A 24,321-nucleotide genomic window follows, 5' to 3' on the forward strand; every position below is an offset into this window, starting at 1 on the left:
AGAGCGCGGCATCATCCGCTACGAAGGTCATCCATGCCCCACAGCCAAACCTCTGCACCACGCGACAGCCTGGTCGGCACACGCCTCGCGCGCGGAGCATCGCCGTGGCTCCTCCCGACCGTCGCCACCGCAGCCCTCAGCCTGGCCCGCGCACGCCGCTCCGGTGCCGCCAAGGCCGTCGCCGTCCCCGCCACCGCGCTCGCGGCGGGGATGCTGTGGTTCTTCCGCGACCCCGAGCGCGAGATCACCCAGGGCCGGGTGATCTCGCCCGCCGACGGCGTGGTGCAGAGCATCATGCCGTGGAAGGACGGACGTACCCGCGTCGCGATCTTCATGAGCCCGCTCAACGTCCACGTCAACCGCGCTCCGCTGGCCGGCACCGTGACGTCGGTCGAGCACATCCCCGGCGGCTTCGTTCCGGCTTTCAACAAGGAGAGCGAGAACAACGAGCGGGTCGTCTGGCACTTCGACACCGAGCTCGGTGACATCGAGATGATCCAGATCGCCGGCGCGGTCGCCCGCCGTATCGTCCCCTACATCCCGCAGGGCACCAAGGTCGAGCAGGGCGAGCGGATCGGTCTGATCCGCTTCGGCTCGCGCGTCGACCTGTACCTGCCCGAGGGCGTCGAGGTCGCGGTCGAGGTCGGCCAGAAGACCGTGGCAGGGGTGACTCGCATTGACCGTGATTGACCCTGATACGCAGTCGGGCTGGGTCCCGGAGGCGGCGGAGGACGACGAAGAGGAGGAGATGCCCCTCTCTCTGCGCCTCTCGATAGCGGACACCCTCACGCTCGGCAACGCCACGTGCGGCTTCATGGCGGTGTACTTCACCACCACCGGCATCCTGATCCCGCACCTCACCGGCAGCCAGGAGACCGGCATGGCCCGCCACAGCGCGGCCACGGCGGTCATCCTCATGCTCTGCGCCGCGGTCTTCGATCTGTTCGACGGCCTGGTGGCACGCAAGCTGCGCTCCTCCCCCATGGGCGCGGAACTGGACAACCTGTCCGACCTGATCAGCTTCGGCCTGGCGCCGGCGTACTTCGTCCTCGTCTACGGCATGGTCGCGGACGACGCGCACCAGCGGGTGGCGGCGGTCGGGGCGATCGTCGTGCTCCTGGCCGTGGTGCTGAGGCTCGCGAGATTCTCCTGTGTGACGCCGACGAACGGCATGTTCCAGGGCATGCCCAGCCCGTTCGGTGCGCTGACGGTCGTCGCGATCGTGCTGCTGGAGCTGCCCTTCGTGGCGACCCTGCTGGCGATCCTGGGCACCGCGTGGCTGATGGTGAGCCGGGTCGAGTACCCGAAGCCGCGGGGCCGCCTCGCCGGTGCGATGCTCGGCTGGATCGTGGTGAGCATGGGCCTGCTGGTCGCCTGGGCCTTCGGCGCCCCCAGCGGCCAGCTCCTCCTCCAGACGGGCTGCGCGCTGCAGCTGGTCATGGGCGCGGTGATCCCGCTGTTCGCCACGGCCCGCCGGGTGAACAACTTCCGCGACAACCGGCGGGAGGCGCGGGCGGCGCAGCTGCCGTAGCGCTGGCGCTCGGCTTGGGCCCCGGACCGGGTTGGGTTCGGGGCCCTTCGCTTTTCGGGGGCCCGGCGTTGGGGTGGACGCCGCTGGGGGCTCCGCCCCCAGACTCCCGGCCTTCGCCCACCCACCACCCGACTCGGTCGGACGAGAGGCGGGCGCGAAAAGCCCCGCCTCAGCGCAGGTAGTCCCGTGCGATGCGCTCCGCCACCCGCTCCAGGATCGGCCCCGCCTCCGCGATGCACTTCGCCACGTCCGGCTCGACCTCCGTCAGCGGGTACGCCCGCCGGATCCCGGCCCGGCCCAGCGCCTGAGGCGGCAGCGCGAGGCGCCCGCACACCGCGACGACCTCCTTGCCCGCGGCCCGCGCGGCAGCCGCGACCCCCGCCGGAGCCTTGCCGTGCAGCGTCTGCTCGTCCAGCGAGCCCTCACCGGTGATCACCAGATCGGCCCGGGACAGTGCGGGGGCGAAGCCCAGGACGTCGAGCATCACCTCGATACCGGGACGGAACCGGGCCCCGATGATCAGCGCTCCGTACCCGATACCGCCCGCCGCGCCGGCGCCCGGCGACACGGCGTACTCCCCGGCCTTCGGCCCTACGGCCTCCTCCAGCACCTTCGCGAAGTGCGCAAGCGCCGCGTCCAGCGTCGCCACGTCGTCCGGCGAGGCGCCCTTCTGCGGCCCGTACACGGCCGGCGCGCCCTTCGGCCCGGTCAGCGGGTTGTCGACGTCGCTGGCGAGGACGAACTCGATGTCCGCCAGCCGCGGGTCAAGGCCGGACAGGTCCGCGGACGCGAGGTCGGCCAGCCCTCCGCCGCCCGGCGTCACCGGCTCCCCCTCCGCCGTCAGGAACCGCGCCCCCAGCGCGGCCAGCATTCCCGCACCGCCGTCCGTCGTCGCGCTCCCCCCGACCCCGAACACGATCGTCCGCGCCCCCGCGTCGAGCGCGGCCCGCAGCAGCTCCCCCGACCCGTAGGTGGACGCCGTGAGCGGCGCGAAGACCCCGGCCGGCAGCCGCTGCAGCCCGCTCGCCTCGGCCATCTCCACGACGGCAGTGTCGCCGCGCAGCGCAAAGACGGCGGTCACCTCGTCGCCGAGGGGCCCCGCAACCCGTACCGCACGCCGCTCGAACCCGGCCGCGACCGCCGCGGCCACGGTTCCGTCGCCGCCGTCGGCCACCGGGAGCGCCTCCACGTCGACGTCCGATACGACGCGGCGCAGTCCGGCCGTCACCCGCTCGGCGACCTCCACGGCCGTCAGCGACCCCTTGAACTTGTCCGCGGCGATGAGCACCCGACGGGCACCGTCCACAGCGTCAGCCACCTTGTCTTCCCCTTGCTCTCCGAGCCCCACACACGTCAGGGCCAGTCGCGCCGCTGCGACCCTAACCGCAGCACAGCCCTGCCGTCATGCCCCTGACCGGACTGTGGAACACCCTGGAAAGCCCCTGAGAACCACCTGTGACGACCGCCGGAATCGGGTAAACCCTTCCTATGACCCCTGTGGGCACCGAGCCGGAGCTCGCCGACCGCATCCTCGGGGGCTGGCTGGGCCGGATCGCCGGAAACATGCTGGGCAAACCGGTCGAGCAGGGCGATCTGTGGACGCGCGACCGCATCGACCGCTACCTGCGCCAGGCCTCCGCCCTGCCCCTCACCGACTACCTCCCCGAGCCGCCCCCCGACGGCGACGGCCCCCAGCTGCGCCCGGAGTGGCGCCAGTGCGTCCGCGGCCGCATCCACGGCAGCTGCCGCGACGACGACGTCGACTACGCCGTCCTCGGCCTGGACCTGCTGGAAACCCACGGCTTCGACTTCAGCACCGAGCAGGTCGGCGACCTGTGGCTGCTGCGGCTGCCGTACCTGCAGACGTTCACGGCGGAGCGGGCGGCCTACCGCAACCTCGCCAACGGACTCAAGCCGCCGCTCACGGCGACGTACGACAACCCGTACCAGGAGTGGATCGGCGCCCTGATCCGCGCCGACATCTACGGCTGGACCTGCCCGGGCGTCCCGTCCCGCGCCGCGTCGCTGGCCCGCCGGGACGCGGTGCTGTCGCACACCGGCAACGGCGTGTACGGGGCGATGTGGGCAGCGGCGCTGATCTCGGCCGCGTTCACGGCGCCCACCGTCCGGCACGCCGTGGACGAGGCGCTCGCGGTCATCCCCGCGAGCAGTCGGCTGGCCCGCACGGTGCGCCGCGTCGCCTCGCTCCACGAGACCCGGATGACCTGGGAGGACACGCTGACGACGCTGACCGAGGAGACCGCCGGGCTCGGCTGGATCCACGCCGTCCCGAACGCGGCGGTGCTCACCGCGGGGCTGCTGTACGGCGACGGCGACTTCACCCGCACCATCACGCTCGCCGTCCGCGGCGGCCTGGACACCGACTCCAACGGCGCCACCGCCGGTTCGGTGGCCGGTGTCCTGACCGGTGCGGAGGCGATCCCGGCCCAGTGGACGGACCCGCTGGAGGACACGGTGCGCAGCGCGGTGTTCGGTTTCGACGGAGTACGGATCAGCGAGCTGGCGGAACGGACCCTGCGACTGGCCCGGACGGAGGCCGACCACGCCGACTGCTAGGACAGGCCCTGGGCCCGCCCTGGTTACCCTTCCTGGATGACCACTCCTGACTTCGCCACGTACATCGCGGGCCTGCCCCGCGTCATCGCCGGTGCGGCCGCGCTCTTCCGTGACACCGAGGGCCGGGTGCTGCTCGTCGAGCCCAACTACCGTGACGGCTGGGCACTTCCGGGCGGCACGATCGAGTCCGACGACGGCGAGACCCCGCGCCAGGGCGCGCGCCGGGAGACCGCCGAGGAGATCGGCCTGGACCGGGAGCTCGGGCGGCTGCTCGCCGTGGACTGGGTGCACGGGACGGCCCGGCCGCCACTGGTGGCGTATCTGTACGACGGCGGGGTGCTCGGCGAGGAGGACCTCAAGGCGATCCGGTTGCAGGAGGAGGAACTGCTGTCCTGGCGGCTCGTACCGCGCGAGGACCTCACCGACTTCCTGCAAGGCGCCCTGGGCCGCCGTGTGCAGGCCGCGCTGGACATCCTCGCGGACGGTTCGGGGACGGCCGAGCTGGAGAACGGCCACCGAGTGGGCTGACCGGGCGAGGGGCCCGGCGGGCGCTCAGCCCTCCACGTCCCGGGGCTTGGCATCCACCTCGCGCAGCGCCTCGTCCCGCTCGGCGACCCGGGCCTCCGTACGGTGTCCGCGCTCGATGTAGTCGCGCAGCACGAGCTCGACGGCGTTCTGGGGATTGCCGACGCCCGCCAGCACCATGGCTTCCACAACAAGTTCGGCGTCGAGCGTGACATTGACCTTGGCCATGCGCGGACTCTAACACCAGCGCTCCGCCGGGACTCGATTATTCGTTCGCCGCCCCGGCCCCGTCTCGGAACAGCGCACCCGGGAGCAGCCGTGACACAGACACATCCGAACGACTGACGGCCCACCGGGTAACGTCCACCCGTACGGCGCCACATCGCTACGCCGCCGACTCCGGCCGACGGATCCCTGATACTGCGGCGCTTCACAAACGGCACGATCGCAGACCCTTGTCAACACGGCCGAGCAGCCGGAACGACCACGGCAGGCAAGGTCGGTCGCGCGCCGCGATAAAGGAATTCCATGAGACAGTCCCGAATCGCGGCATGTACCTCCGCCCTCCTCTTCGCCGCTGCCTGCACCGTCGCCGGGCCCACAGCCGGCCCCACGGCCGGGCCCACGACGGCCCGAGCGGCGCCGCACACGGCAGCCACGGACTATGTGGCCCTGGGGGACTCGTACTCCGCCGGCGTCGGAGCCGGCGACTACCTCTCCTCCAGCGCCGGCTGCCAACGCAGCGGCAGGTCCTATGCCGCCCTGTGGACTGCAGCCCACGCACCCTCGTCCTTCAGCTTCACCGCGTGCAACAGCGCCCGGACCAGCGACGTCATGGCACTCCAGCTCGGTCCGCTCACACCGCGTACCGACCTGGTCAGCATCACCGTCGGCGGCAGCGACGCGGGCTTCGGAACCGTCATGACGACGTGCGTACTGCGCGGCACCACCACCTGCCTGTCCGCCCTCGCCGACGCACGCGCCACCATGGACGGCCCCCTTCCGGGCAACCTCGACCGCCTGTACTCAGCCATCACCAGGAGGGCACCCGCCGCCCACGTCGTGGTCCTCGGCTATCCCCACCTGTATCAACTCCACGGCACCTGCCGGGCGGGCTTCCCGGACACGGTGCGCTCCGCCCTCAACGACGCCGTGGACCACCTCAACCGCGTGATCGCCAAACGCGCCGCCGATCACGGGTTCACGTTCGCCGACGTCCGTACCGCCTTCACCGGCCACGAAATCTGCTCGCCCGACCCGTGGCTGCGCAGCATCCACTTCCTGGCACCCACCGAGTCCTACCACCCCACGGCATCCGGCCAGTCCCTCGGCTACCTCCCCGTCCTGGCCGCCGTAGCCCGAGGCACCACCCAGGAGGGGCGGTGACGGGACCGCGCGCTCGACCGCTCCCCCAGGCCGATACAACCTGTTCACGCTGCTACACATCTGCCCGGGTGCGCCGGATATCGGTTCGCCCCGAGCGGACAGGCGCCCTACTCTCGGCCCATGAACAGGCCACCCGTCGCCATCCTCAGTGGCGCAGGTATCTCCACCGATTCCGGAATCCCTGATTATCGCGGGCCGAACGGGCTGTGGCGGCGGGATCCGGGGGCCGAGAAGCTCGTGACGTACGAGTACTACATGGGCGATCCGGAGATCCGCCGCCGCTCCTGGCAGATGCGGCGGAAGAACCGGACGCTGCGGGCCGAGCCGAACGCCGCGCACCGGGCGGTGGCGGAGCTGGAGCGGTCCGGGGTGCCGGTGCGGGTGATCACGCAGAACGTGGACGGGCTGCACCAGCTCGCCGGGATGCCCGCCCGCAAGGTGCTGGAGCTGCACGGCACCGCCCGTGGTGTCGTCTGCACGAAGTGCCATGCTCGAGGCCCCATGGAAGACGCGCTCGCCCGGGTCGAGGCCGGTGAGGACGACCCGCCGTGCCTGGAGTGCGGCGGGATCCTCAAGTCGGCGACGGTGATGTTCGGCGAGCGGCTCGACCCGGTGGTGCTGGGGGAGGCCATCGCGATCACCAAGGCGTGCCAGGTTTTCATCGCCGTCGGGACCAGCCTCCAGGTACAGCCCGCCGCCGGGCTCGCGGGCGTGGCCGCCGACCACGGGGCTCGGCTGATCATCGTCAACGCCGAGCCCACACCGTACGACGAACGCGCCGACGAGGTGGTACGGGAGCCGATCGGAACGGCCCTGCCGAAGCTGCTGCGCCGGCTCAGCACGGCGAGCAACTGATCAGCATTCCCCGCGGCGTACACGAGCAGCACAGGATCGAGCCGAACGGCTCAGGGGCGGCGGCGCGTACGCGGTGCCTGCCGCCTGCGCCTGGTTTCGCGTGGCGGGCGGACCTCAACTCTTGACGGCCTCTGCGATCTGCAGGGCGGCCTGGGCGGGCGTGAGGTGCGTGGTGTCGACGACCTCGGCCTCGTCGTGCAGCCACGTGCGGGCCGCCTCGGCGTAGGGCTCGAGGTATTTGAGGCGGAACGGGGAGTTTGGGCCAAGAACAGTGTCGCCCGCGATGCGCCCACGGAGGGTGTCCTGGTCGGCATGGAGGACGAAGTGCCGTACGGGAATATCGTGTTGGGCGAGGCCCGTGCTGATCTCGCGCCAGTACTGCTCGACCAGGACAGTCATGGGCACCACCAGAATGCCGCCGGTGTAGTCAAGTACGCGGCGGGCGGTCTCGACGACGAGCGGCCGCCACGGCGGCCAGTGCTGGAAGTTGTCCGTCTCGGGCAGCCCCGGCGTGATGTCCATGAGTGTCTCGCCGACCTTCTCGGCGTCGAACACCCGTGAATCCGGGATCAGTTGCTGCACAAGTGGACTGGTCGTCGTCTTGCCTGCGCCATGGGTGCCGTTGAGCCATACGATCATGGACCCGACGCTAGCGCTTTGACCGCATGGGTTCGCCGGGTTGGGCCGTTCAAGGCGATGATGTCGAGCGGCCGGCCTCCCCATCGGATGCCTTGCCCGCTATGGACCTTGGCGCGTTCGCATCACCGGCACGGCATTAGGGTGAAACGGTGACTTCTCTGCCGGAAGACCCGCCGCCGCTGTTGAGTGAAGCCGACCGGGACACGGCCGTGCAGCGCGTGCAGGAGGCGTACGCCGAAGGGCACATCTCGCACGAGGAGATGGACGAACGCCTCCACCAGGTGCTCACCGCCAAGACGCACAGCGAGCTTGTGTCGGTTCTGGTCTCGCTCCCGGAGGAGAATGCGGGCACAACGTCCACGATTGCCGCCGCTGGCGGACGGATCAAGCGCCGCGGCGCATGGCGAGTGCCTCGGAACCTCAAGGTTGCGTCCGCATACGGAAGGGTGTACTTGGACCTGTCCCAGGCGGTCATCGAGCATCCGGTAGTTGACATCGAGTTGCAACTCGGCACCGGCAGGGCCAAGATCACGGTGCCTCGCGACGCGATCGTCGACTTCGACGATCTGCACACCGGGTGGAAGGACACGCTCTACAAGCCCCGGCGCCGTTCCCGCCCCGGCGGGCCGAGGATCCGGATCTCCGGGACCATGGGGTTCGGACGGTTGAAGATCCGCCACGCGCGGCGTTGAGACCCGTTGGTACGGCGGGTCATGGGGTGGGGGTGGGTGGCTCCTGCCTTGGTGCTGGCGGTGGTGGCGGGGGTGCGATGGGGGTTGGGTGGCTAGGGACCACTAACGCCCTTCGGCGGGTCACGTGACCCTCGCCGGTCAGAAGAAGGCCTCTCCCCGCTCGAAGTCCAGCAGGCGCTGCTTGCGGTCCAGGCCGCCGCCGTAGCCGGTGAGGCTGCCGTCGGCGCCGACCACCCGGTGGCAGGGGACGATGATGCCGATGGGGTTTCTGCCGTTGGCGAGGCCGACCGCGCGGGATGCCTTGGGGTTGCCCAGGGCGTCGGCGAGTTCTCCGTACGTGCGGGTCTCGCCGTAGGGGATCTGCTGCAACTGTTGCCAGACGGTGCGCTGGAACGGTGTGCCGTTCAGGCGTAGTTCGAGGTTGAATCCTCCCCTCCCTGAGGATGGGAGGGGATTCCTGGCTCAGGCTGCCTCCTGGAGCAGCGCTCCAGGAGGTCTTACGCCCTCGGCACCAGCCGGGTTGAGACCAGCCCGGACGAGCATCACACGAGCAGAGTTCTTGTCCCTCGGGGAGGAGACTCCGCACGCGGTGCAGGTGTAGGTGCGCTCACCCAGCGGCAGGCGATGCTTGGTTCTCGCATCGCAGTGCGCGCAGTCCATCGTGGTGTGCGCAGGGTGGACGAGGCGGACGTCCCGCCCGTGCTTGCGGCCCATCTCGATCAGGGCCTGTTTGGTGGCGCCGATGGCTGCGTCAGCGGCCTTGCGGGCCATCGTGGTCCTGGCGAGGAACTTCGGACGGAAGTCCTCCACCGCGAGGGCGTCGTGGTCGCGGACAACCTGCTTGGCCCACTTGCGGCCGGTGTCCTGCCTCTGTCTGGCGATCTTCTTATGCGCCTTCGCCCGCAGTCTCTTCGCCTCGCGGTAGCCCTTCGAGGCGGCCTGTCCCTTCGCCGGTTTGCGGCGGGCCATCATCCGGTCGTACCGGCTCAGCTTCTCCTTCGCCTTCCTGCCGTGTCCGGCGTGGGGGAGGTCGTGGGCGTCGGATGTGGTGGTGGCGGTCTCCTTCACGCCCCAGTCGACACCGAGCGCGCGGCCGGCCTCCGGCAGCGGCTGCACCTCGGCGGGCACGACGAACGAGCAATACCAGTGCTCCAGGGTGTCCTGGTACACGCGTACCGATGACGGTTCGGCGGGAAGGTCCCGCGACCACACCACCGTCACTGCGATGCCCCCGGCCAGGTGCAGGCGGCCGTCCTTGAGGCGGAAGCCGCGCCGGGTGTAGTTCAGCGTCGGCAGCGCCTCACGCTTGGTCTTCCACTTCGGCATCCCGGCCCGCTGCCGCATCGGCAGGCGTTCCCGGATGTCCTTGTGCGCCTTGGCGCGGGACTTGCCGAAGTCACGGATGATCTGCTGCTGGGGAACCGACGAACCCTCACGCAGCCACGGCGTCGCCTTCCGGGCATCGGTCAGCATCTTGTCGAGTTGCGCCGGGCCGCACGTGGCCTTCTGGCCGGTTGCCTTGTTGCACAGATGCACGGCCTTGGACTTGGCCACGCACTCGTTCCACACCCAGCGACACTGGTCCCACTCGCCCATCAGGGCGGAGCGGGCGGCAGACGACACGCGAAGCCGGAAGGTCCACCGGGCGTGCCCGGCGTCCTCGGCTTCCGTTGGTGTCATCATGCGTTCATAATAGCACCATGACCGATGAAGTCCGCATGACCCTCCGTCTCCCCGAAGACCTCCGCGACCGACTACGCGATCACGCCAAGTCCGAACGGCGGTCCCTCAACTCCGAGCTGGTGTACATGCTTGAGGTCGGCCTCCGCGCCGCTGGAGTGGACGCCGAATCGCCCGGCGGCGATTCGGCTTCTCCTGTCCCGCTACGTGGGAAGCCGGATTCCTCCCCGGCCTGATAACGGCTAACACAATGAGGTACCGGACACGGTCCACGGTTTCAGTGTTCGCCCGGCTGCAAGGCTGCCTCGCCATTGCCCCGGTCAGTGAGCCGTCGGTGAGACGACTGGGCGGGTTCTGCTGTCCTCGCTCTCAACCCGCCGTCACGTCACCGCCGAGCCCACTGTGAGCGTTCCTGCTGTGCCGTCGAGAACGGCTTCTGCACCCAGGGGCAGAGTGGCCGGCCGATTCCGATGACCGACGGGCAGGCCGCCGAGAACAGGGATGCCAAGGCCGCCGAAATGCTCAATCAAGACATCAGCGATGCTCCAGCCGCCGTCCTGGGAGGCTGTCACGTCACCTTCGAACCCGAAGAACTGACCGAGAGCCACGCCGCGAAGCCCATTCAGCACCCCGCTGCGGCGTAGTTGGGTCAGAGCCCGATCCACGTTGCGCAGGCCACTCAAGGGGTGTTCGAGAAAGAGAATGGCCCCGTCGAGAGAAGGCAGCCCAGCACCGGCCTCGGTGCTGAGGGCGGTGAGGAGCCCCCCGATCAGGACGCCCGTCGCCGTCCCATCGACAGTGACGGCTTCGGTCACCTCGTTCGGATCGGCGTGCAGTGTGATCGGTTCCGTCTCAGTCAAGGCGTGTCGCAACGCCTGCACGGTCCCGCTGTCGAGGACGTCGTCGCCGTGTGTGAGGAACGGGCCATGAACGGTCGCCAGCCTGCACTCCCGCCACAGCGCGAGGTGCAGGTGAGTCACATCGCTGAATCCAACCAGAGGCTTCGGATCGCGTCGTACCGCGTCTGTGTCGAGGCCATCGGCGATCCTGTAGGCGCCCGCGCCCCCGCGCGTGGCGAAGACGACTCGCACCCCTGGGTCCGCGAAGGCCGCGTTGAGATCCGCCAGCCGATCCCAGTCTCTGCCGGCCATGGGACCCCATTGGTCGAAGACGTGATCGCCGACTTCCACGCGCAGACCCCAGGACGCAAGGACTGCCGCGCCTCTCTCAACGTCTCGGCGACTCGGGCGGCTGGACGGCGATACGATCCGCACTCGGTCCCCGGGACGGAGCCGTGGAGCACGCAGTGGGGAACCTGTCCTCGGACCCGGACGTAGCCCCGCTGACGTGTTCAGAGGATCGGGCGGCGTGCTGGACGGATGCATAGCGCGATCATGCACGGGGATGGTTCGCTCGCCAACGCCTTACTCGGGACAACTGGGAATGTTCATCCTCGATGTCTCTGTCGACAACGATCACTGCAGCGAGCTGAGTTGTCGGAGGGTGATCAGGCAGCAGGCCAGTTTGAGGAAGGCTTCGTGGATGTCGGCTCGACTCTCCCAGCGGATGCGGAGCGGCGGTAGCCGTGGAGCCAGGCGGTTGGGTCGGCCGCGCGGCGAGGTGCCTGCCATGGCAGGTCCTGTTCCACGCAGCCTCCCGCCGAACCGGACATGTTGGTTTCCCGATCATCCGGCTCTCCAGTGACTACAGCGTGAACGATTCAGGCTGCTCGCGCAGGACACACAACACCGTTGCGGCGACCTGTATTTCGCATACCTCCCGGGTCTGGTGTGTCCGAGTCACCTGGCCCCCTTCGCCCGATGTGGACGGCTTTCCCGTCCTCCCTGGCCGGTCGTTACTCCGGCGACTACTACGGGGCCTCCGTCGCCGTAGGACTCGCGTCCCGTAGGCGATCCCACGTTCGTCTCTGCTGTACGTTCTAAGCGGCTTTCCAGAAGTTCTGTCGGTAACTGGTCGGGAACCAGGGGCTGGTCCAGGGCGCGGCGGTGGTCAGGAGCTGGCCGGTGAGCGGCTGCGGAAGAAGGCGTGGACCTGTCGTCGGCGGACCGGCCAGGAGACGGCGGTGTTGGCAAGGTAAGCCTTGAGCACGGCCCAGACCCGCTCGATGGGGTTGTCGTGCGGGCTGTAGCGGGCGCCGTACCACAGGTGCAGGCCGGGATGGGCGGCCACGAACTCGCGGACCGTGCGGGCATGGTGGATCTGGTCGTTGTCGCAGATCACCACGACCGCCGGGGCGTGGGGGAAGGCCGCGATCACCTGCTTCAGCAGGTCGAGGAAGTCGGCCGTGCTACGGCGGCCCAGCCGGTAGCAGAAGGTGCGGGTGGTGACCTCCAGCACGGTCAGCTGGCGGTTCTTTCCCGAGGTGGGGATGTGCGGCCGGCGGCCGGGAAGCGTCCAGCTGGAGCGGATGTGGGGCAGCAGGTGCAGGTGAGTCTCGTCGGCGGCCCATACCACCGTCCCCGCCAGCAGCAGGCGCAGTCGTTTCGCGATCGCGGCCACCACCGCAACCCGGGCCGGATCGCCGCGGGCGATGAGCTTGGGCCGCCGCCAGACGGCGATCTGCCGCAGGCGCCGATACAGCGTGCGGCGGCTCATTCGCGGCCGCCCCAGATACCGGTGCAACCTGCGCACGGTCCATGGTCCGGGCCGCTGAAGCAGCGTGGCGATCCGCGCGCTCAGCCGTCTGCCGCCCGGCCGGGGCCGTCCGCTGCGGGACCGATCGTCAAGGCCCGCCACACCGCAGGTGTTGAAGCGGCCGATCCAGCGGCGCACCGTGGCCGGGTCGCACTCCACCAGCACGGCGATCTGCGCCGGTGACAGACCGTGCAGCGACAGCAGTACCATCACCGCCCGTAACGCCGACCGCCATGGACCCCGCAGCAGGCCGCGTAACCTCTCGCACTCGCAGGCGGACGCATTGGCGAACACGGTGAGCGGGCGCACACTGACCACAACCTCGCCGGGCGGGCGATGCTGACACCTCGATCGAACGCCCGGCGAGGGCATGTCAATGCCTCCCGCCCAACGGCCTCAACTCCCGTTACGCGCAGAACTTCTGGATACGCGCTTAGAACAGGGCCTCGCCCCTCTCGAAGTCCAGCAGGCGCTGTTTGCGTTCCAGGCCGCCGCCGTAACCGGTGAGGCCGCCGTTCGCGCCGATGACGCGATGGCAGGGGACGATGATGCCGATGGGGTTCCTGCCGTTGGCGAGGCCGACCGCGCGGGAGGCATGGGGGTTGCCGAGGGCGTCGGCGAGTTCGCCGTAGGAGCGGGTCTCGCCGTAGGGGATCCTGCGGAGCTGATCCCAGACGGTGCGCTGGAACGGCGTGCCGTTCAGCCGGAGTTCGAGGGTGAACTCCTTCAGTTCGCCCGCGAAGTACGCCTGTAGTTGTTCCTCCGTCTCCGTGAAGGGTTCCTCGGCGCTCCCCCACGCTCGGCTTCGCTCGCGCGGGGGGACCCCCATGCCGAAGGTCTCCTCCAGCGGGCGGTGGCGTTGGTCGGTCATGTAGAGGCCGCACAGGACGCCGTCCTCGGCGACGAGCGTCAACGGGCCGTACGGGCTGTCGATCACGGTGTGCTGTTTCACTGGACGTCCTTACACAGGCAGGAAGTTGATCGGGTGGCTGTCCGTCGCCCACAGGTACTGGACCGCGTAGGCCCGCCACGGTCGCCAGGACGCCGCGCGGGCGGTGAGCGCGGCGGGTGTGGACGGCAGGCCCAGCTCTCCTGCCGCGCGGCGGATTCCGAGGTCGGTGGGGAGGAAGGCGTCGGGGTCGCCGAGGGCGCGCATGGCGATGACATCCGCCGTCCAGGGGCCGAACCCGGGGAGGGACAGGAGTCGGGCGCGGGTCTCGGGCCAGTCGCTCTCCACGCCCAGGTGGAGGGTGCCGTCGGCGAGTTGGCGGACGAGCGTGGTGAGGGTGGTCCGGCGGGTGCGGGGCATCGCCAGCGACTCGGGGTCGACGGACGCCAGCGACTCGACGGACGGGAACAGGTGGGTGAGGCCGCCCTCGGGGTCGTCGACGGGTTCGCCGTGTGCGAGGACCAGGCGGGCGGCGTGGGTGCGGGCGGCGGCCGTGGAGACCTGCTGGCCCAGTACCGCCCGTACGGCGAACTCGGCCTCGTCGACGGTGCGCGGCACCCGCCGCCCCGGCGCCTTGTCCACCAGCGGTGCCAGCACCGGGTCGGTGCGCAGCAGGTCGCCGACGGCGACCGGGTCGGCGTCCAGGTCGAGCATGCGGCGGCAGCGGCTGATGGCGACGGGCAGATCGCGCAGGTTGCTGAGGGTGAGGCGGCAGGCGATGTGGTCGGGGTGCGGGGTCAGCGCGACGATGCCGTGGCCGTACGGGAGGCGGAGTGTGCGTCGGTATGCGCCGTCGCGCCACTCCTCCACGCCCGGTACGGCGGTGGCCGCGAGGTGACCGAAGAGGTTGTCGGGGTTGAGGGGGGCGCGGAACGGCAGGCGCAGGGACAGTGCGCCCGGGGTGCCCCGAGGGCGAGGTGCTCGGGTGCGCAGCTCGCTGGGAGTCAGGGCGTACACCTCGCGGACCGTGTCGTTGAAGGTGCGGATCGAGGCGAAACCGGCGGCGAAGGCGATCTGCGCCATCGGCAGTTCGGTCGTCTCGATGAGCAGCCGGGCGGTCTGGGCGCGCTGGGCGCGGGCCAGGGCGAGCGGGCCCGCGCCCAGCTCGGCGAGCAGCTGGCGTTCGATCTGCCGGGTGCTGTAGCCGAGCCGGGCGGCGAGGCCGGGGACGCCCTCGCGGTCGACGACTCCGTCGGCGATCAGCCGCATGGCACGGGCGACCGCATCGGCGCGCTGGTTCCATTCCGGGGAGCCGGGGCTGGTGTCCGGGCGGCATCGCTTGCACGCCCGGAAACCGGCCTGCTGGCAGGCCGCCGCGCTCGGGTGGAACACCATGTTCTGCGGCTTGGGCGGCACGACGGGGCAGCTGGGGCGGCAGTAGATCCCGGTGGTCAGGACCGCCGTGAAGAACCAGCCGTCGAAGCGGGCGTCCTTGGACTGGACGGCGCGCAGACAGCGTTCGGTGTCGGTGTGCATCCCGTTCTGCATGCGTCCAGCATCGACCAGCGGCCGGGTTGGGGCTGGCGGGAATCCGACATCAACCTCGGCTGTCCTGGACCGGCCCGGATCGCCACGCGGATTCGCGCAGCAGCCGGAGCCCGTTCAGCGCTACCAGGATGGTCGAGCCCTCGTGTCCGGCGACGCCGAGCGGCAGCGGCAGATGGCCAACCAGGTCCCACACCACGAGCACGGTGATGAACGTGCCCGCGATGACCAGGTTCTGCAGGACCAGTCGGCGGGCGGCCCGGGAGAGCCGTACGGTCGCGGGGACGGTGGCGAGTTCGTCGCGTACGACGACGGCGTCCGCGGTCTCCAGCGCCAGGTCGGAGCCGGCGCGGCCCATCGCCACGCCGGAGTGCGCAGCGGCGAGAGCGGGCGCGTCGTTGACGCCGTCTCCGACGAAGAGCACCTTGCGGCCGCTGTCCTGGAGGTCGCGTACGGCGTTCACCTTGTCCTCGGGCAGCAGGTCCGCGCGGACGTCCGTCAGGCCGGTGGCCTCGGCGACACGGGCGGCGGCGTGTGCGTTGTCGCCGGTGAGCAGGACGGGGGCGGTGCCGGTGAGGGCGGTGAGGGCGGCCGTGGTCGCGGCGGCCTCGGGGCGGAGGCGGTCGGTGAGGGCGAGCGTGCCGACGGGGTTGCCGTCGCGGACGACCAGGACGATCGTCGCGCCGTCCTCGCGACCGGTCAGGGCCTCCGCGCCGACCGTCGCACCGTCTTCGCGATCGGCCAGGGCCTCCGCACGGACCGTCGCACCGTCCTCGGGATCGGCCAGGGCCTCCGCTCGGCCGACGCTCACCTTGTGCCCGCCGACGACGGCGGTGACCCCGCGGCCCGGGACGGCCGTGAACTCCTCGGTGGGCGCGATCGGCAGGTCCCGGGCGCGGGCCGCGGCCACGATCGCGCGGGCCAGCGGGTGCTCGCTGGGATGCTCGGCCGCGGCGGCGAGGGCGAGGAGCCGGTTCTCGTCGAGGCCGGAGTCCGGCAGCGGTCGTACGTCCGTCACCTCGGGGGCGCCCTCGGTGAGCGTGCCGGTCTTGTCGAGGGCGGCGGTGTCGATCTCGCCGAGGCGTTCCATCGCGACGGCCGACTTGACCAGCACGCCGTGCCGGCCGGCGTTGGCGATGGCGGACAGCAGGGGCGGCATGGTGGCCAGGACGACCGCGCACGGGGAGGCGACGATCATGAAGGTCATGGCGCGCAGGAGCGCGTCGGTGAGGTTCGCGCCGAAGGCGAGCGGTACGGCGAAGACGGCGAGCGTGGCGGCGACCACGCCGACCGCGTAACGCTGTTCGACCTTCTCGATGAACAGCTGGGTCGGCGCCTTGGTGCGGGAGGCCTCCTCGACCAGGGTCACGATGCGGGCGATGACCGAGTCGGCGGGGTCCCGTTCGACCCGGACGCGCAGGGAGCCGGTTCCGTTGAGGGTGCCGGCGAAGACCTCGTCGCCGGGGCGCTTGACGACCGGGAGGGGTTCGCCGGTGATGGTCGCCTGGTCGGCCTCGCTGGTGCCGTCCAGGACCTGGCCGTCGGCGCCGATGCGCTCGCCCGGGCGGATCAGCAGCACATCGCCGACGGTGAGGTCGCCGGTCGGCACGGTCTCCTCGGTGCCCTCGTCGGTGACGCGGGTCGCGGTGGTGGGCGCGAGGTCGAGCAGGCCGCGCACGGAGTCGGCGGTGCGGGCGGTGGCCAGCGCCTCCAGGGCGCCGGAGGTGGCGAAGATGACGATCAGCAGGGCGCCGTCGAGGACCTGGCCGATGGCGGCCGCGCCCAGCGCCGCGACGATCATCAGCAGGTCGACGTCGAGGGTCTTGTCGCGCAGGGCCCGCAGTCCTTCGAGGGCCGGTTCCCAGCCGCCGGTGACGTAGGCGACGGCGTACAGCGGGGCGAACGCCCAGGCGGGGGCCCCGCCCAGGTCCAGGGCGAGTCCCGCCAGGAACGTCATGAGGGCGGCGAGGGCCCAGCGGGCCTCGGGCAGGGCGAGGATCCGAGTGCGGCGGCGGGGTGCCGTCGAGGTGCGGGTGGGGGCCGGATGGGGCGCAAGAGTCGCTGACACAGGGCCACCATACAGGAACACATGAAGACTCGTTCATTCGTTCATGCGGGGTGGGTAGGATAGCGGTCATGGGTCATGGAGCCGTCACCGCCGCGCAGGACACCACGGAACGCGTACGTCTCGACGCGGACAACGTCGCGAAGGTGGCCACCACGCTCCAGGCCCTGTCCACCCCGTCCCGGCTGCTGATCCTCGCGCGGCTGCGCGAAGGCCCGCTGCCCGCCACCGAGTTGGCGGCCGAGGTGGGCATGGAGCAGTCCGCGTGCTCGCACCAGCTGCGGCTGTTGCGCAATCTCGGCCTGGTGGTGGGCGAGCGTCGCGGCCGGTCGGTGGTGTACGCGCTGCACGACGACCATGTCGCCCAGCTCCTCGACCAGGCCGTGTACCACGTGGAGCATCTGCGGCTCGGAATCAGCGACGCCGCCGAGTAGCACGTACCGGCGGCGTCACGACTGCTGAACGCCCCTACATGTTGATCATGTGGCCGGCCAGGCCGTGCACGGCCTCCTGGATCGCCTCGCCGAGGGTCGGGTGGCCGTGGACGTTGCGGGCCACCTCGTGGACGGTGAGGTCCCACTTCTGGGCCAGGGTCAGCTCGGGCAGCAGCTCGGTGACGTCGGGGCCGATGAGGTGGCCGCCGATCAGCTCGCCGTACTTCGCGTCGCTGATCAGCTTCACGAAGCCGGTGGTGTCGCCGAGGCCGTGCGCCTTGCCGTTGGCGGTGAACGGGAACTTGGCGACCTTGACGTCGTAGCCGAGGTCGCGGGCCTGCGCCTCGGTGTAGCCGAAGCTGGCGATCTGCGGCTGGCAGTACGTGGCGCGCGGGATCATCACGTAGTCGAGCTCCATCGTCTCGGCGTCCGCGATGGTCTCGGCGGCGACCACACCCATGGCCTCGGCGGCGTGCGCGAGCATCAGCTTCGCGGTGACGTCGCCGATGGCGTAGATGTGCGGGACGGAGGTGCGGCAGCGGCCGTCGACGTCGATCGCGCCGCGCTCGGTCACCTTCACGCCCGTCTTCTCCAGCCCGTAGCCCTCGACGTTCGGCTGGAAGCCGATGGCCTGGAGGACCTTGTCGGCCTCGAGGATCTGCTGGGAGCCGTCCTTCGCGGTGACCGTGACGCGGACCTGCGGGCCGGACTCGTCGATGGCGTCGACGCGGGTCGAGGTGAGCACGTCGATGCCCAGCTTGCGGTACTGGCGGGCGAGTTCGGTGGAGACCTCGGCGTCCTCGAGGGGGGCGGCGCGGTCCAGGAACTCGACGACGGTGACCTTCACGCCGTAGTTGTGCAGGATGTAGGCGAACTCGACACCGATCGCGCCGGCGCCCGCGATGATGATCGACTGCGGCAGTTCCTCGGCGAGGATCTGCTCCTCGAACGTCACCACGCGTGAGGTGCGGCGGGTGCCGGGCAGCAGCTTCGGGGTGGCGCCGGTGGCGATGATGCAGTGGTCGAAGCCGATGGTGCGGGTCTCGCCGTCGTAGCCGGTGATCTGGAGGGCGTTCGGGTCGACGAACGTGCCGCGCCCGTCGTACTCCGTGATCTTGTTCTTCTTCATCAGGTAGTGGACGCCCTTGACCCGGCCGTCGGCGACCTTGCGGCTGCGCCGGAACGCCTCGCCGTAGTCGAAGGTGATCTGTCCGTCGGCCTTGATGCCGAAGGTCTTCGCCTCACGGGTGACGATGTGCGCGAGCTCGGCGTTGCGCAACAGGGCCTTGGTGGGGATGCAGCCGACGTTCAGGCAGACGCCGCCCCAGTACTTCTCCTCGACGACGGCGACACGTTTGCCCAGCTGGGCGGCGCGGATGGCGGCGACGTACCCGCCGGGGCCCGCTCCGAGAACGACGACGTCGAAGCGCTCGTCCTGCTCGTCCATGCGGAGGTCCCTTTCGGTGTGGTGAAGAGCGGTTGGCCGGGTGTGGTGCGTGAGAGCCTGTGTCACATCCCCGGCCGGGGATGTGACACAGGCTCTGATTCTTTCGCCCCGCCTTGCTCCTCGCCACACTGATCCCTATGACATGACGCGAGTCTCAGCCGCGGCGTGGGGTTCAGTGGTTGGGGGCGGCCCGGCTGATGTCCGCCAGGGCGGAGTGCGGGTCCTCGGAGGTGGCGAGGTCACCGAGGCTGATCATGCCGATGGGGCAGCCGCCGTGCTCGACGACGGGGATCCTGCGCACCGCGTGCTTGCGCATCAGTTCGATGGCGTGGTCGGTCGTGTCGTCGGGCGCGAGGGTCACCACGGGCGGCCGGGTGCACAGCGAGCCGACGGTGGTGATGTTCGGGTCGAGGCCCTCGGCGACGGCCCGGACCGCGATGTCGCGGTCGGTGAGGACGCCGAACAGATCACAGTCGTAGGCCACCAGGACGTCGCCGATGTCCTGGTCGCGCATCAGACGCGCCGCCCGCGCCACGGTGGTCATCGGCTCGACCGAGGCCGTGCCGGGCGACATCACGTCGCGTATCTGCCTGGTCATGAACACCTCCTGGGGGTACGGCCGGCTCAGCTGCCGTGCAGCGCGTCCAGCACGTCGTCGTCCGTCAGCTGCTCGAAGTCCTCGTACCAGAGCCCGACCGCGTGGAACGGGCTCGGCCGCATTAGGCACACCACGTCGTCGGCGTCGCCGCGCAGCAGGTCGGTCGCCTCGTGCGAGCAGACCGGCGCGGCCACGACCACCCGTTCGGGCTCGCGCCGGCGCACGGCCTGCACGGCGGCGCGGGCGGTCGATCCGGTGGCCAGCCCGTCGTCGACGACGATCGCGGTACGTCCCTTCAGTTCGGCGGCGGGGCGGCCCTGCCGGTAGCGCTGCTCGCGCCGGTGCAGTTCGGCCCGTTCCCGGGCCACCACCGGGGCGAGCTCCTCCTCGGTCAGGCCCAGCTGGTCCAGGGCCCGGGCGTCGAACAACGGGGGGTCGTCGCCGGCGATCGCTCCGACGCCGAACTCCTCGTGGGCAGGCGCGCCGATCTTGCGGACGACGAGTACGTCGAGCGGGGCGCCGAGCGCCCGTGCGACCTCCCGGGCGACCGTGACGCCACCGCGGGGCAGGGCGAGCACGACAGGGTCCGGGAGGGTGCCCTTCTCCTGCAGGATGCGCAGATGCTCGGCCAGCTCCCGGCCGGCGTGCGCGCGGTCTCGGAAACTCATGTCCCACCACCTGCCTGCTGCTCGTCTCGCCCTGTGTCGGTACGGGTTTCCACAGGGCGCCGGGCGACACACCGACGATCACGGGTGTCGCCCGGCGGGACCGGCGGCTACCCGGAGAAGTCCCCGGCCGTGGGCCGACGGGCCGCCGCCGTCGCCCGGCGTACGTCGGTGAGGGGACGCAGCCGGTAGGTGAAGGAGTAGTCGCGGTCGGCGAACAGCTTGTACTCGTCGTGGGTGTGCGCGCCCCAGCTGTTGTCGCCGCCCACGCCCATCTGCCGGTGGTTGGCGCGCAGGACGACCTCGTCCCGCGGAGTGAGCTGGTAGTCGTGGCGCACCCCGGACGACAGGTCCTCCGGGGTGAAGTGCGAGGCGTTGAACTCCAGCAGCGGCTCACCGGAGACGAGCAGACCGGAGCCGCCCCGGTCGGTGAGCGCGACCCAGCGGACGTCCGTCTTGTTGCCGTTCTCCTGCGGGCGGATGTACGGGGTCCACTGCCCGGAGACGGTCCCGGAGTACACGCCCACGTCGGTGCCGTCGTTGCGGTCCCAGTGGTTCTCCTCGGGCCCGCGGCCGTAGTAGCGCAGACGCTCGAAACGCCCCGGCAGGAACAGCAGCGTGCCGACCTCCGGGATGTACGGCAGGGACGCCGCGCCCGGGTGGAGGGTGTTGTCGACCTTGATCTCGCCGTTGCCGAACACCGTGTACGTCGTGCTGTACGTGGACTCGACGGTGGTGGGCAGCGTCCCGCTGACCTTGATTTCCACGGCCTTGTCGCGCAGGGCGCGCACGCTCACGTCCGTCACGGTGCGCCGGGCCCCGGCGTCGCGCCAGGTCTGGTTGCGGGTGTGCTGGCCGTTGCCGCGGTCGTTCTCGGTGGGCGCCCGCCAGAAGTTCGGCACGGGCCCGGAAGTGATGAGCCGGGTGCCCCCGGCCTCGTACGACGTGATGACGCCGCTGCCCTTGTCGACGGTGACGGAGAAGCCCTTGCCCTGCACCGTGACGTCGTTGTCCCCTTCCTCGTACCGCAGCGCCGGCACGCTCTCCAGCGGTACGGGCGTCACGGCCGGGCTGTCGGCGTCGAGGGGAAGCTGCTGCTTGGCCACCTCGAAGCCGGCCTTCGCCCACGGGGTGGACTCCTTGATGGTGAAGGAGAGCTGGAGGAAGTACTCGGCGCCCGGACCCGGGTCCTCCGGCAACTTCACCGGCACCGTGATGTCCTTGCTGCTGAGCGGAGGGACGTCCAGCTGGGTGCGGCTCAGCTTTCCGCGCTGCACGACCTCTCCGTCCGCGACGAGGGCCCAACTGCCGTCGAAATCACGGAGGTTGGTGAACAGGTACTCATTGGTGAGGGTGACCGCGGCTCCGGGAGCCAGTGAGTCACCGGAGGCCGGCGCCGCGCCCACGGCCTGGTATATCTGCTTGATCTCGGCCGCTTTGCCGGTGTGCCGGCGGTCGGCGGTGACGATGCCGTCCGCGTTGGAGGTGCCGTCGTTGGGGTTGTCGCCCCAGTCACCGCCGTACGGGAAGAAGGTCTTGTCGCGGGGCCTCTTCTCGGCGAGTCCGACGGTGGCCGCGTCGAACCAGAACCGCACACCCTCGTCACCGGGACCGCGGCTGTCGGAGCCGAGCTCGCCCGCGCTCAGCGCACGGGCGTACACGCGCGCGCGGCGGATCGTGCCGCTGAACTCCCGGGTCGGGTTGTCCACGTCGGTGGCGAGCGAGAGAGGCGCGGTGTTGCTGCTGGGCTTCCGCGTGGTGGTCCGGGTGGCCTTCACCGCGCCGTCGACGTAGAGGGTCAGCGTGCCGGCGTCGGCGTCGAAGACACCGGCGATGTGGTGCTCACTGCCGGTCCAGCCGTCCGGGAGGGCCCAGCTCGCGCTGATCCACTGACCGCCGCCGTAGATGAAGAACTCCAGGGTTCGGTTCGTCTGCTTGAGGGCGTACTGGGTGTCGCCCTTGGCGAGGATGGGCTGGTGGTAGCCGGTGAAGTGCGGGGTGACCCAGGCCTCCAGGGTGAGCGAGCCCGTGAGGTCGAGGCGCTCGTCGCGGGGGAAGACGGTGGCGCCGAAGACGCCCTTGGCACGGTCGAAGGTGCCGCTCGCGGTGAGGATCTCACCGGGCAGCCTGCCGGGCCCGGACTCGGTGAGGATCTTCCGCGTGGGCACGGGCCAGCTCAGTGACTGGTCGACGAAGTCCCAGATCCAGCCGCCCTGGAGGACGTCGTAGCGGCGGACGATGTCCCAGTACTTCTTGAGGTTGCCGTTCGAGTTCCCCATCGCGTGGGCGTACTCGATCATGACGTACGGCCGGGTGTCGTTCGTGTCCTTCGCGCGCTGCTCGACGCGGGAGGGGCTGTCGTACATCTCCGACCGGATGTCGCTGATCGTCGGCCGGTCGTCGCCCTCGTACTGGACGACGCGGGTGGTGTCGTACGACTTGATCCAGTCGCGCATGGCGACGAACGTGCTGCCGCCCCCGGCCTCGTTGCCGAGCGACCAGACGACCACCGAGGCGTGGTTCTTGTCGCGGTGGACCATGCTCTGGGCCCGGGCGACGCACGCCTTGGTCCAGTCGGCGTGGTTGCCCGGGTACTCGTCGCGGATGCCGTGGGTCTCGAGGTTGGTCTCGTCCACGAGGTAGAGGCCGTACTCGTCGGCGAGCTCGTACCACAGCGGGTTGTCGGGGTAGTGCGAGGTGCGGACGCTGTTCATGTTCATCCGCTTGATGATCTCGATGTCCTCGACCATGTGCGCACGAGTGAGCGCCATGCCGCTGTCGGGGTGCATCTCGTGCCGGTTCGTGCCCCGGAAGGACACGGGTTGGCCGTTTATCCGCATCAGCCCGTCCTTGAGCGCGAACTCGCGGAGGCCGACGCGGTGCGAGAGCGTCTCGATCACCTTTCCGGCCGGGTCGCGGAGGCGGAGCACGGCGGTGTAGAGGTTCGGGTGCTCGGCGGACCACAGCCTGGGCGCGGGCACGGCTCTGCTCGCCTGGACGGTCACGTCCTCGTCGGCGGGGGAGGACGCGAGGTCGACGGCCTGCTGGAGCGGCCTTGACCAGACGGCGTGGCCGCGGGAGTCGTACAGCTGCGTCTCGACGGAGTAGCCGCCCTCGCTCCGCCCCCCGTACGAGCGCACGCTCGCGGTGACGGACAGTTCGGCGGCCGTGTAGTCGTCGCTCAGCGGGGTGTCCAGCTTGAAGTCGCGCAGGTGCACGACCGGGGCGGAGAAAAGGTACACCGAGCGGAAGATGCCGCTCAGCCGGATCATGTCCTGGTCCTCGAGCCAGTCCCCGTCGGAGAAGCGGTACACCTCCACGGCGATCTGGTTGGTGCCCGATGTGAGGTACGGGGTGATGTCGTACTCGGCGGGGGTGAACGAGTCCTCTGCGTACCCCACCAACTTCCCGTTGATCCACACGTAATGCGCGGACTTGACCCCTTCGAAGTGCAGGAAGGTCCGCCGGCCCGCCCAGCCGCGCGGCACGGTGAAGGTCCGTCTGTACTGCCCCACCGGGTTGTACCGCGTCGGCGCCGCAGGGGGCTGCGCCTCCTCGCCGAGCCCGTTGGGTCCCCACCACGGGTAGGTGATGTTGACGAAGATCGGGCGGTCGTAGCCGTGCATCTGCCAGACGGAGGGGACGGGGATGCTGTCCCAGTCGCTGTCGTCGAGGTCGGTGCGGTGGAAGTCGGTGTCCCGGTCGTCGGGGCGGTCGGCGTAGGCGAACTTCCACTGTCCGTCCAGGCTCTGCCGGTACGGCGAGCGGGTGCGGTCGGCGGCCAGGGCCTGTTCGACGTCGGCGTACGGCATGAGGGTGGTGTGCGGCGGCTCGGTGCCCAGCCGGAAGACTCCGATGTTCCCGTTCCACTCGGGGGAGCCGTCCGCCGCCGCGCTCCGGCCGGCGGTGTGCGCGGCGGCGTCCCGGGCGGGCGAGGACAGGGCGAGCGCGCCGAGGACGGCGGCCCCGGACTCCAGAAGTCGACGGCGACTGACGAAGGCCCGCTGCTCGGGGCGAGCCGGCTGATCGGCGGGAAACGCGTGCGGGTGCGGCATGACCGTGTCCTTCCTCGGAACGAACAGTGCGCTGCACGAACTGGGAGCGGCTCAACTCACGGTGAACTCACGGTGCTGAGACA

General features: G+C 70.4%; 21 protein-coding genes and 3 pseudogenes. 9 read left to right on the forward strand and 15 right to left on the reverse strand.

Annotated features, from left to right (window positions below):
* The first annotated feature begins 33 nt into the window (after window positions 1-33).
* A complete protein-coding gene (locus ACKTSN_RS08565; protein WP_409468537.1) occupies window positions 34-690 on the forward strand; it encodes a phosphatidylserine decarboxylase in 657 nt (218 codons plus the stop codon).
* Entirely contained in the window at window positions 677-1,531 is an 855-nt protein-coding gene (gene pssA, locus ACKTSN_RS08570) for a CDP-diacylglycerol--serine O-phosphatidyltransferase (RefSeq protein WP_224737433.1), read from the forward strand. Before ACKTSN_RS08565 ends, pssA begins: the two co-directional genes overlap by 14 nt.
* A gap of 169 nt (window positions 1,532-1,700) precedes the next feature.
* On the opposite strand, the gene ACKTSN_RS08575 is transcribed toward pssA, so the two are convergent.
* On the reverse strand, window positions 1,701-2,837 hold the full coding sequence (locus ACKTSN_RS08575) for a glycerate kinase (protein ID WP_409474775.1): 1,137 nt from the start codon (window positions 2,835-2,837) through the stop codon (window positions 1,701-1,703).
* A 182-nt stretch (window positions 2,838-3,019) separates the two neighbouring features.
* Here ACKTSN_RS08575 and ACKTSN_RS08580 point away from each other — a divergent pair, with 182 nt between their 5' ends.
* Window positions 3,020-4,108 carry an ADP-ribosylglycohydrolase family protein gene (locus tag ACKTSN_RS08580; RefSeq protein ID WP_409468538.1) on the forward strand — a complete coding sequence of 363 codons (1,089 nt, stop codon included), beginning with the start codon at window positions 3,020-3,022 and terminating at the stop codon, window positions 4,106-4,108.
* A gap of 36 nt (window positions 4,109-4,144) precedes the next feature.
* Complete coding sequence (locus ACKTSN_RS08585) at window positions 4,145-4,636, forward strand: NUDIX domain-containing protein (RefSeq protein ID WP_409468539.1); 492 nt, start codon at window positions 4,145-4,147, stop codon at window positions 4,634-4,636.
* A 24-nt stretch (window positions 4,637-4,660) separates the two neighbouring features.
* Here the strand turns inward: ACKTSN_RS08585 and ACKTSN_RS08590 are convergent, their stop codons facing one another.
* Complete coding sequence (locus ACKTSN_RS08590) at window positions 4,661-4,861, reverse strand: type II toxin-antitoxin system VapB family antitoxin (protein WP_409468540.1); 201 nt, start codon at window positions 4,859-4,861, stop codon at window positions 4,661-4,663.
* A gap of 300 nt (window positions 4,862-5,161) precedes the next feature.
* Here ACKTSN_RS08590 and ACKTSN_RS08595 point away from each other — a divergent pair, with 300 nt between their 5' ends.
* Window positions 5,162-6,019: an SGNH/GDSL hydrolase family protein gene (locus tag ACKTSN_RS08595; protein ID WP_409468541.1), complete on the forward strand. Its 858-nt coding sequence runs from the start codon at window positions 5,162-5,164 to the stop codon at window positions 6,017-6,019.
* Window positions 6,020-6,139: 120 nt separating this feature from the next.
* A complete protein-coding gene (locus ACKTSN_RS08600; RefSeq protein ID WP_409468542.1) occupies window positions 6,140-6,874 on the forward strand; it encodes an SIR2 family NAD-dependent protein deacylase in 735 nt (244 codons plus the stop codon).
* A gap of 114 nt (window positions 6,875-6,988) precedes the next feature.
* On the opposite strand, the gene ACKTSN_RS08605 is transcribed toward ACKTSN_RS08600, so the two are convergent.
* Window positions 6,989-7,513: an ATP-binding protein gene (locus ACKTSN_RS08605; RefSeq protein WP_409468543.1), complete on the reverse strand. Its 525-nt coding sequence runs from the start codon at window positions 7,511-7,513 to the stop codon at window positions 6,989-6,991.
* 149 nt (window positions 7,514-7,662) lie between these two features.
* Between ACKTSN_RS08605 and ACKTSN_RS08610 the strand changes: the two genes are divergently transcribed.
* Window positions 7,663-8,205, forward strand: a complete 543-nt coding sequence (locus tag ACKTSN_RS08610; protein WP_409468544.1) for a DUF1707 SHOCT-like domain-containing protein — start codon at window positions 7,663-7,665, stop codon at window positions 8,203-8,205.
* 138 nt (window positions 8,206-8,343) lie between these two features.
* On the opposite strand, the pseudogene ACKTSN_RS08615 reads toward ACKTSN_RS08610, so the two are convergent.
* Together ACKTSN_RS08615 and ACKTSN_RS08620 are read right to left on the reverse strand one after the other, a co-directional pair.
* Window positions 8,344-8,631, reverse strand: a pseudogene (locus tag ACKTSN_RS08615) (methylated-DNA--[protein]-cysteine S-methyltransferase); the annotation flags it as partial.
* Window positions 8,632-8,667: 36 nt separating this feature from the next.
* Window positions 8,668-9,885, reverse strand: coding sequence for an RNA-guided endonuclease InsQ/TnpB family protein (locus ACKTSN_RS08620; protein WP_409474776.1), 1,218 nt, complete (start codon window positions 9,883-9,885; stop codon window positions 8,668-8,670).
* Window positions 9,886-9,905: 20 nt separating this feature from the next.
* Between ACKTSN_RS08620 and ACKTSN_RS08625 the strand changes: the two genes are divergently transcribed.
* Window positions 9,906-10,121, forward strand: coding sequence for an Arc family DNA-binding protein (locus tag ACKTSN_RS08625; RefSeq protein ID WP_409468545.1), 216 nt, complete (start codon window positions 9,906-9,908; stop codon window positions 10,119-10,121).
* Window positions 10,122-10,265: 144 nt separating this feature from the next.
* Here ACKTSN_RS08625 and ACKTSN_RS08630 read toward each other — a convergent pair whose 3' ends face one another.
* The 6 genes and pseudogenes from ACKTSN_RS08630 to ACKTSN_RS08655 form a co-directional block, all read right to left on the reverse strand.
* Window positions 10,266-11,270, reverse strand: a complete 1,005-nt coding sequence (locus ACKTSN_RS08630) for a S66 peptidase family protein (RefSeq protein ID WP_409468546.1) — start codon at window positions 11,268-11,270, stop codon at window positions 10,266-10,268.
* Between the two features lie 90 nt (window positions 11,271-11,360).
* A pseudogene (locus ACKTSN_RS08635) lies at window positions 11,361-11,482 on the reverse strand (IS5/IS1182 family transposase); the annotation flags it as partial.
* A gap of 342 nt (window positions 11,483-11,824) precedes the next feature.
* A pseudogene (locus ACKTSN_RS08640) lies at window positions 11,825-12,849 on the reverse strand (IS630 family transposase).
* Window positions 12,850-12,973: 124 nt separating this feature from the next.
* On the reverse strand, window positions 12,974-13,492 hold the full coding sequence (locus ACKTSN_RS08645) for a methylated-DNA--[protein]-cysteine S-methyltransferase (protein WP_409468547.1): 519 nt from the start codon (window positions 13,490-13,492) through the stop codon (window positions 12,974-12,976).
* Window positions 13,493-13,501: 9 nt separating this feature from the next.
* A complete protein-coding gene (locus tag ACKTSN_RS08650; RefSeq protein WP_409468548.1) occupies window positions 13,502-14,977 on the reverse strand; it encodes a DNA-3-methyladenine glycosylase 2 family protein in 1,476 nt (491 codons plus the stop codon).
* A 49-nt stretch (window positions 14,978-15,026) separates the two neighbouring features.
* A complete protein-coding gene (locus ACKTSN_RS08655) occupies window positions 15,027-17,042 on the reverse strand; it encodes a heavy metal translocating P-type ATPase (RefSeq protein ID WP_409468549.1) in 2,016 nt (671 codons plus the stop codon).
* Window positions 17,043-17,110: 68 nt separating this feature from the next.
* Here ACKTSN_RS08655 and ACKTSN_RS08660 point away from each other — a divergent pair, with 68 nt between their 5' ends.
* Complete coding sequence (locus ACKTSN_RS08660; protein ID WP_129800329.1) at window positions 17,111-17,473, forward strand: ArsR/SmtB family transcription factor; 363 nt, start codon at window positions 17,111-17,113, stop codon at window positions 17,471-17,473.
* A gap of 34 nt (window positions 17,474-17,507) precedes the next feature.
* Here ACKTSN_RS08660 and lpdA read toward each other — a convergent pair whose 3' ends face one another.
* From lpdA to ACKTSN_RS08680, 4 genes are all read right to left on the reverse strand, one after another.
* Complete coding sequence (gene lpdA / locus ACKTSN_RS08665) at window positions 17,508-18,920, reverse strand: dihydrolipoyl dehydrogenase (protein ID WP_409468550.1); 1,413 nt, start codon at window positions 18,918-18,920, stop codon at window positions 17,508-17,510.
* A gap of 172 nt (window positions 18,921-19,092) precedes the next feature.
* Window positions 19,093-19,518 carry a CBS domain-containing protein gene (locus ACKTSN_RS08670; protein ID WP_409468551.1) on the reverse strand — a complete coding sequence of 142 codons (426 nt, stop codon included), beginning with the start codon at window positions 19,516-19,518 and terminating at the stop codon, window positions 19,093-19,095.
* Between the two features lie 26 nt (window positions 19,519-19,544).
* Window positions 19,545-20,186, reverse strand: coding sequence for a phosphoribosyltransferase (locus ACKTSN_RS08675; protein WP_409468552.1), 642 nt, complete (start codon window positions 20,184-20,186; stop codon window positions 19,545-19,547).
* 107 nt (window positions 20,187-20,293) lie between these two features.
* Window positions 20,294-24,238 carry a glycoside hydrolase family 2 TIM barrel-domain containing protein gene (locus tag ACKTSN_RS08680; protein WP_409468553.1) on the reverse strand — a complete coding sequence of 1,315 codons (3,945 nt, stop codon included), beginning with the start codon at window positions 24,236-24,238 and terminating at the stop codon, window positions 20,294-20,296.
* Window positions 24,239-24,321 lie beyond the last annotated feature (83 nt).

Source organism: Streptomyces flavusporus (assembly GCF_046267975.1).
Taxonomy (GTDB): Bacteria; Actinomycetota; Actinomycetes; order Streptomycetales; family Streptomycetaceae; genus Streptomyces; species Streptomyces flavusporus.

Coding starts and splice junctions, on each gene's coding strand:
- ACKTSN_RS08605 (WP_409468543.1), bottom strand. CDS start 7,513: ATGATCGTATGGCTCAACGGCACCCATGGCGCAGGCAAGACGACGACC.
- ACKTSN_RS08590 (WP_409468540.1), bottom strand. CDS start 4,861: ATGGCCAAGGTCAATGTCACGCTCGACGCCGAACTTGTTGTGGAAGCC.
- ACKTSN_RS08620 (WP_409474776.1), bottom strand. CDS start 9,885: ATGACACCAACGGAAGCCGAGGACGCCGGGCACGCCCGGTGGACCTTC.
- ACKTSN_RS08565 (WP_409468537.1), top strand. CDS start 34: ATGCCCCACAGCCAAACCTCTGCACCACGCGACAGCCTGGTCGGCACA.
- ACKTSN_RS08585 (WP_409468539.1), top strand. CDS start 4,145: ATGACCACTCCTGACTTCGCCACGTACATCGCGGGCCTGCCCCGCGTC.
- ACKTSN_RS08670 (WP_409468551.1), bottom strand. CDS start 19,518: ATGACCAGGCAGATACGCGACGTGATGTCGCCCGGCACGGCCTCGGTC.
- ACKTSN_RS08580 (WP_409468538.1), top strand. CDS start 3,020: ATGACCCCTGTGGGCACCGAGCCGGAGCTCGCCGACCGCATCCTCGGG.
- ACKTSN_RS08680 (WP_409468553.1), bottom strand. CDS start 24,238: ATGCCGCACCCGCACGCGTTTCCCGCCGATCAGCCGGCTCGCCCCGAG.
- ACKTSN_RS08630 (WP_409468546.1), bottom strand. CDS start 11,270: ATGCATCCGTCCAGCACGCCGCCCGATCCTCTGAACACGTCAGCGGGG.
- ACKTSN_RS08625 (WP_409468545.1), top strand. CDS start 9,906: ATGACCGATGAAGTCCGCATGACCCTCCGTCTCCCCGAAGACCTCCGC.
- ACKTSN_RS08600 (WP_409468542.1), top strand. CDS start 6,140: ATGAACAGGCCACCCGTCGCCATCCTCAGTGGCGCAGGTATCTCCACC.
- ACKTSN_RS08595 (WP_409468541.1), top strand. CDS start 5,162: ATGAGACAGTCCCGAATCGCGGCATGTACCTCCGCCCTCCTCTTCGCC.
- ACKTSN_RS08660 (WP_129800329.1), top strand. CDS start 17,111: ATGGGTCATGGAGCCGTCACCGCCGCGCAGGACACCACGGAACGCGTA.
- lpdA (WP_409468550.1), bottom strand. CDS start 18,920: ATGGACGAGCAGGACGAGCGCTTCGACGTCGTCGTTCTCGGAGCGGGC.
- ACKTSN_RS08675 (WP_409468552.1), bottom strand. CDS start 20,186: ATGAGTTTCCGAGACCGCGCGCACGCCGGCCGGGAGCTGGCCGAGCAT.
- ACKTSN_RS08650 (WP_409468548.1), bottom strand. CDS start 14,977: ATGCAGAACGGGATGCACACCGACACCGAACGCTGTCTGCGCGCCGTC.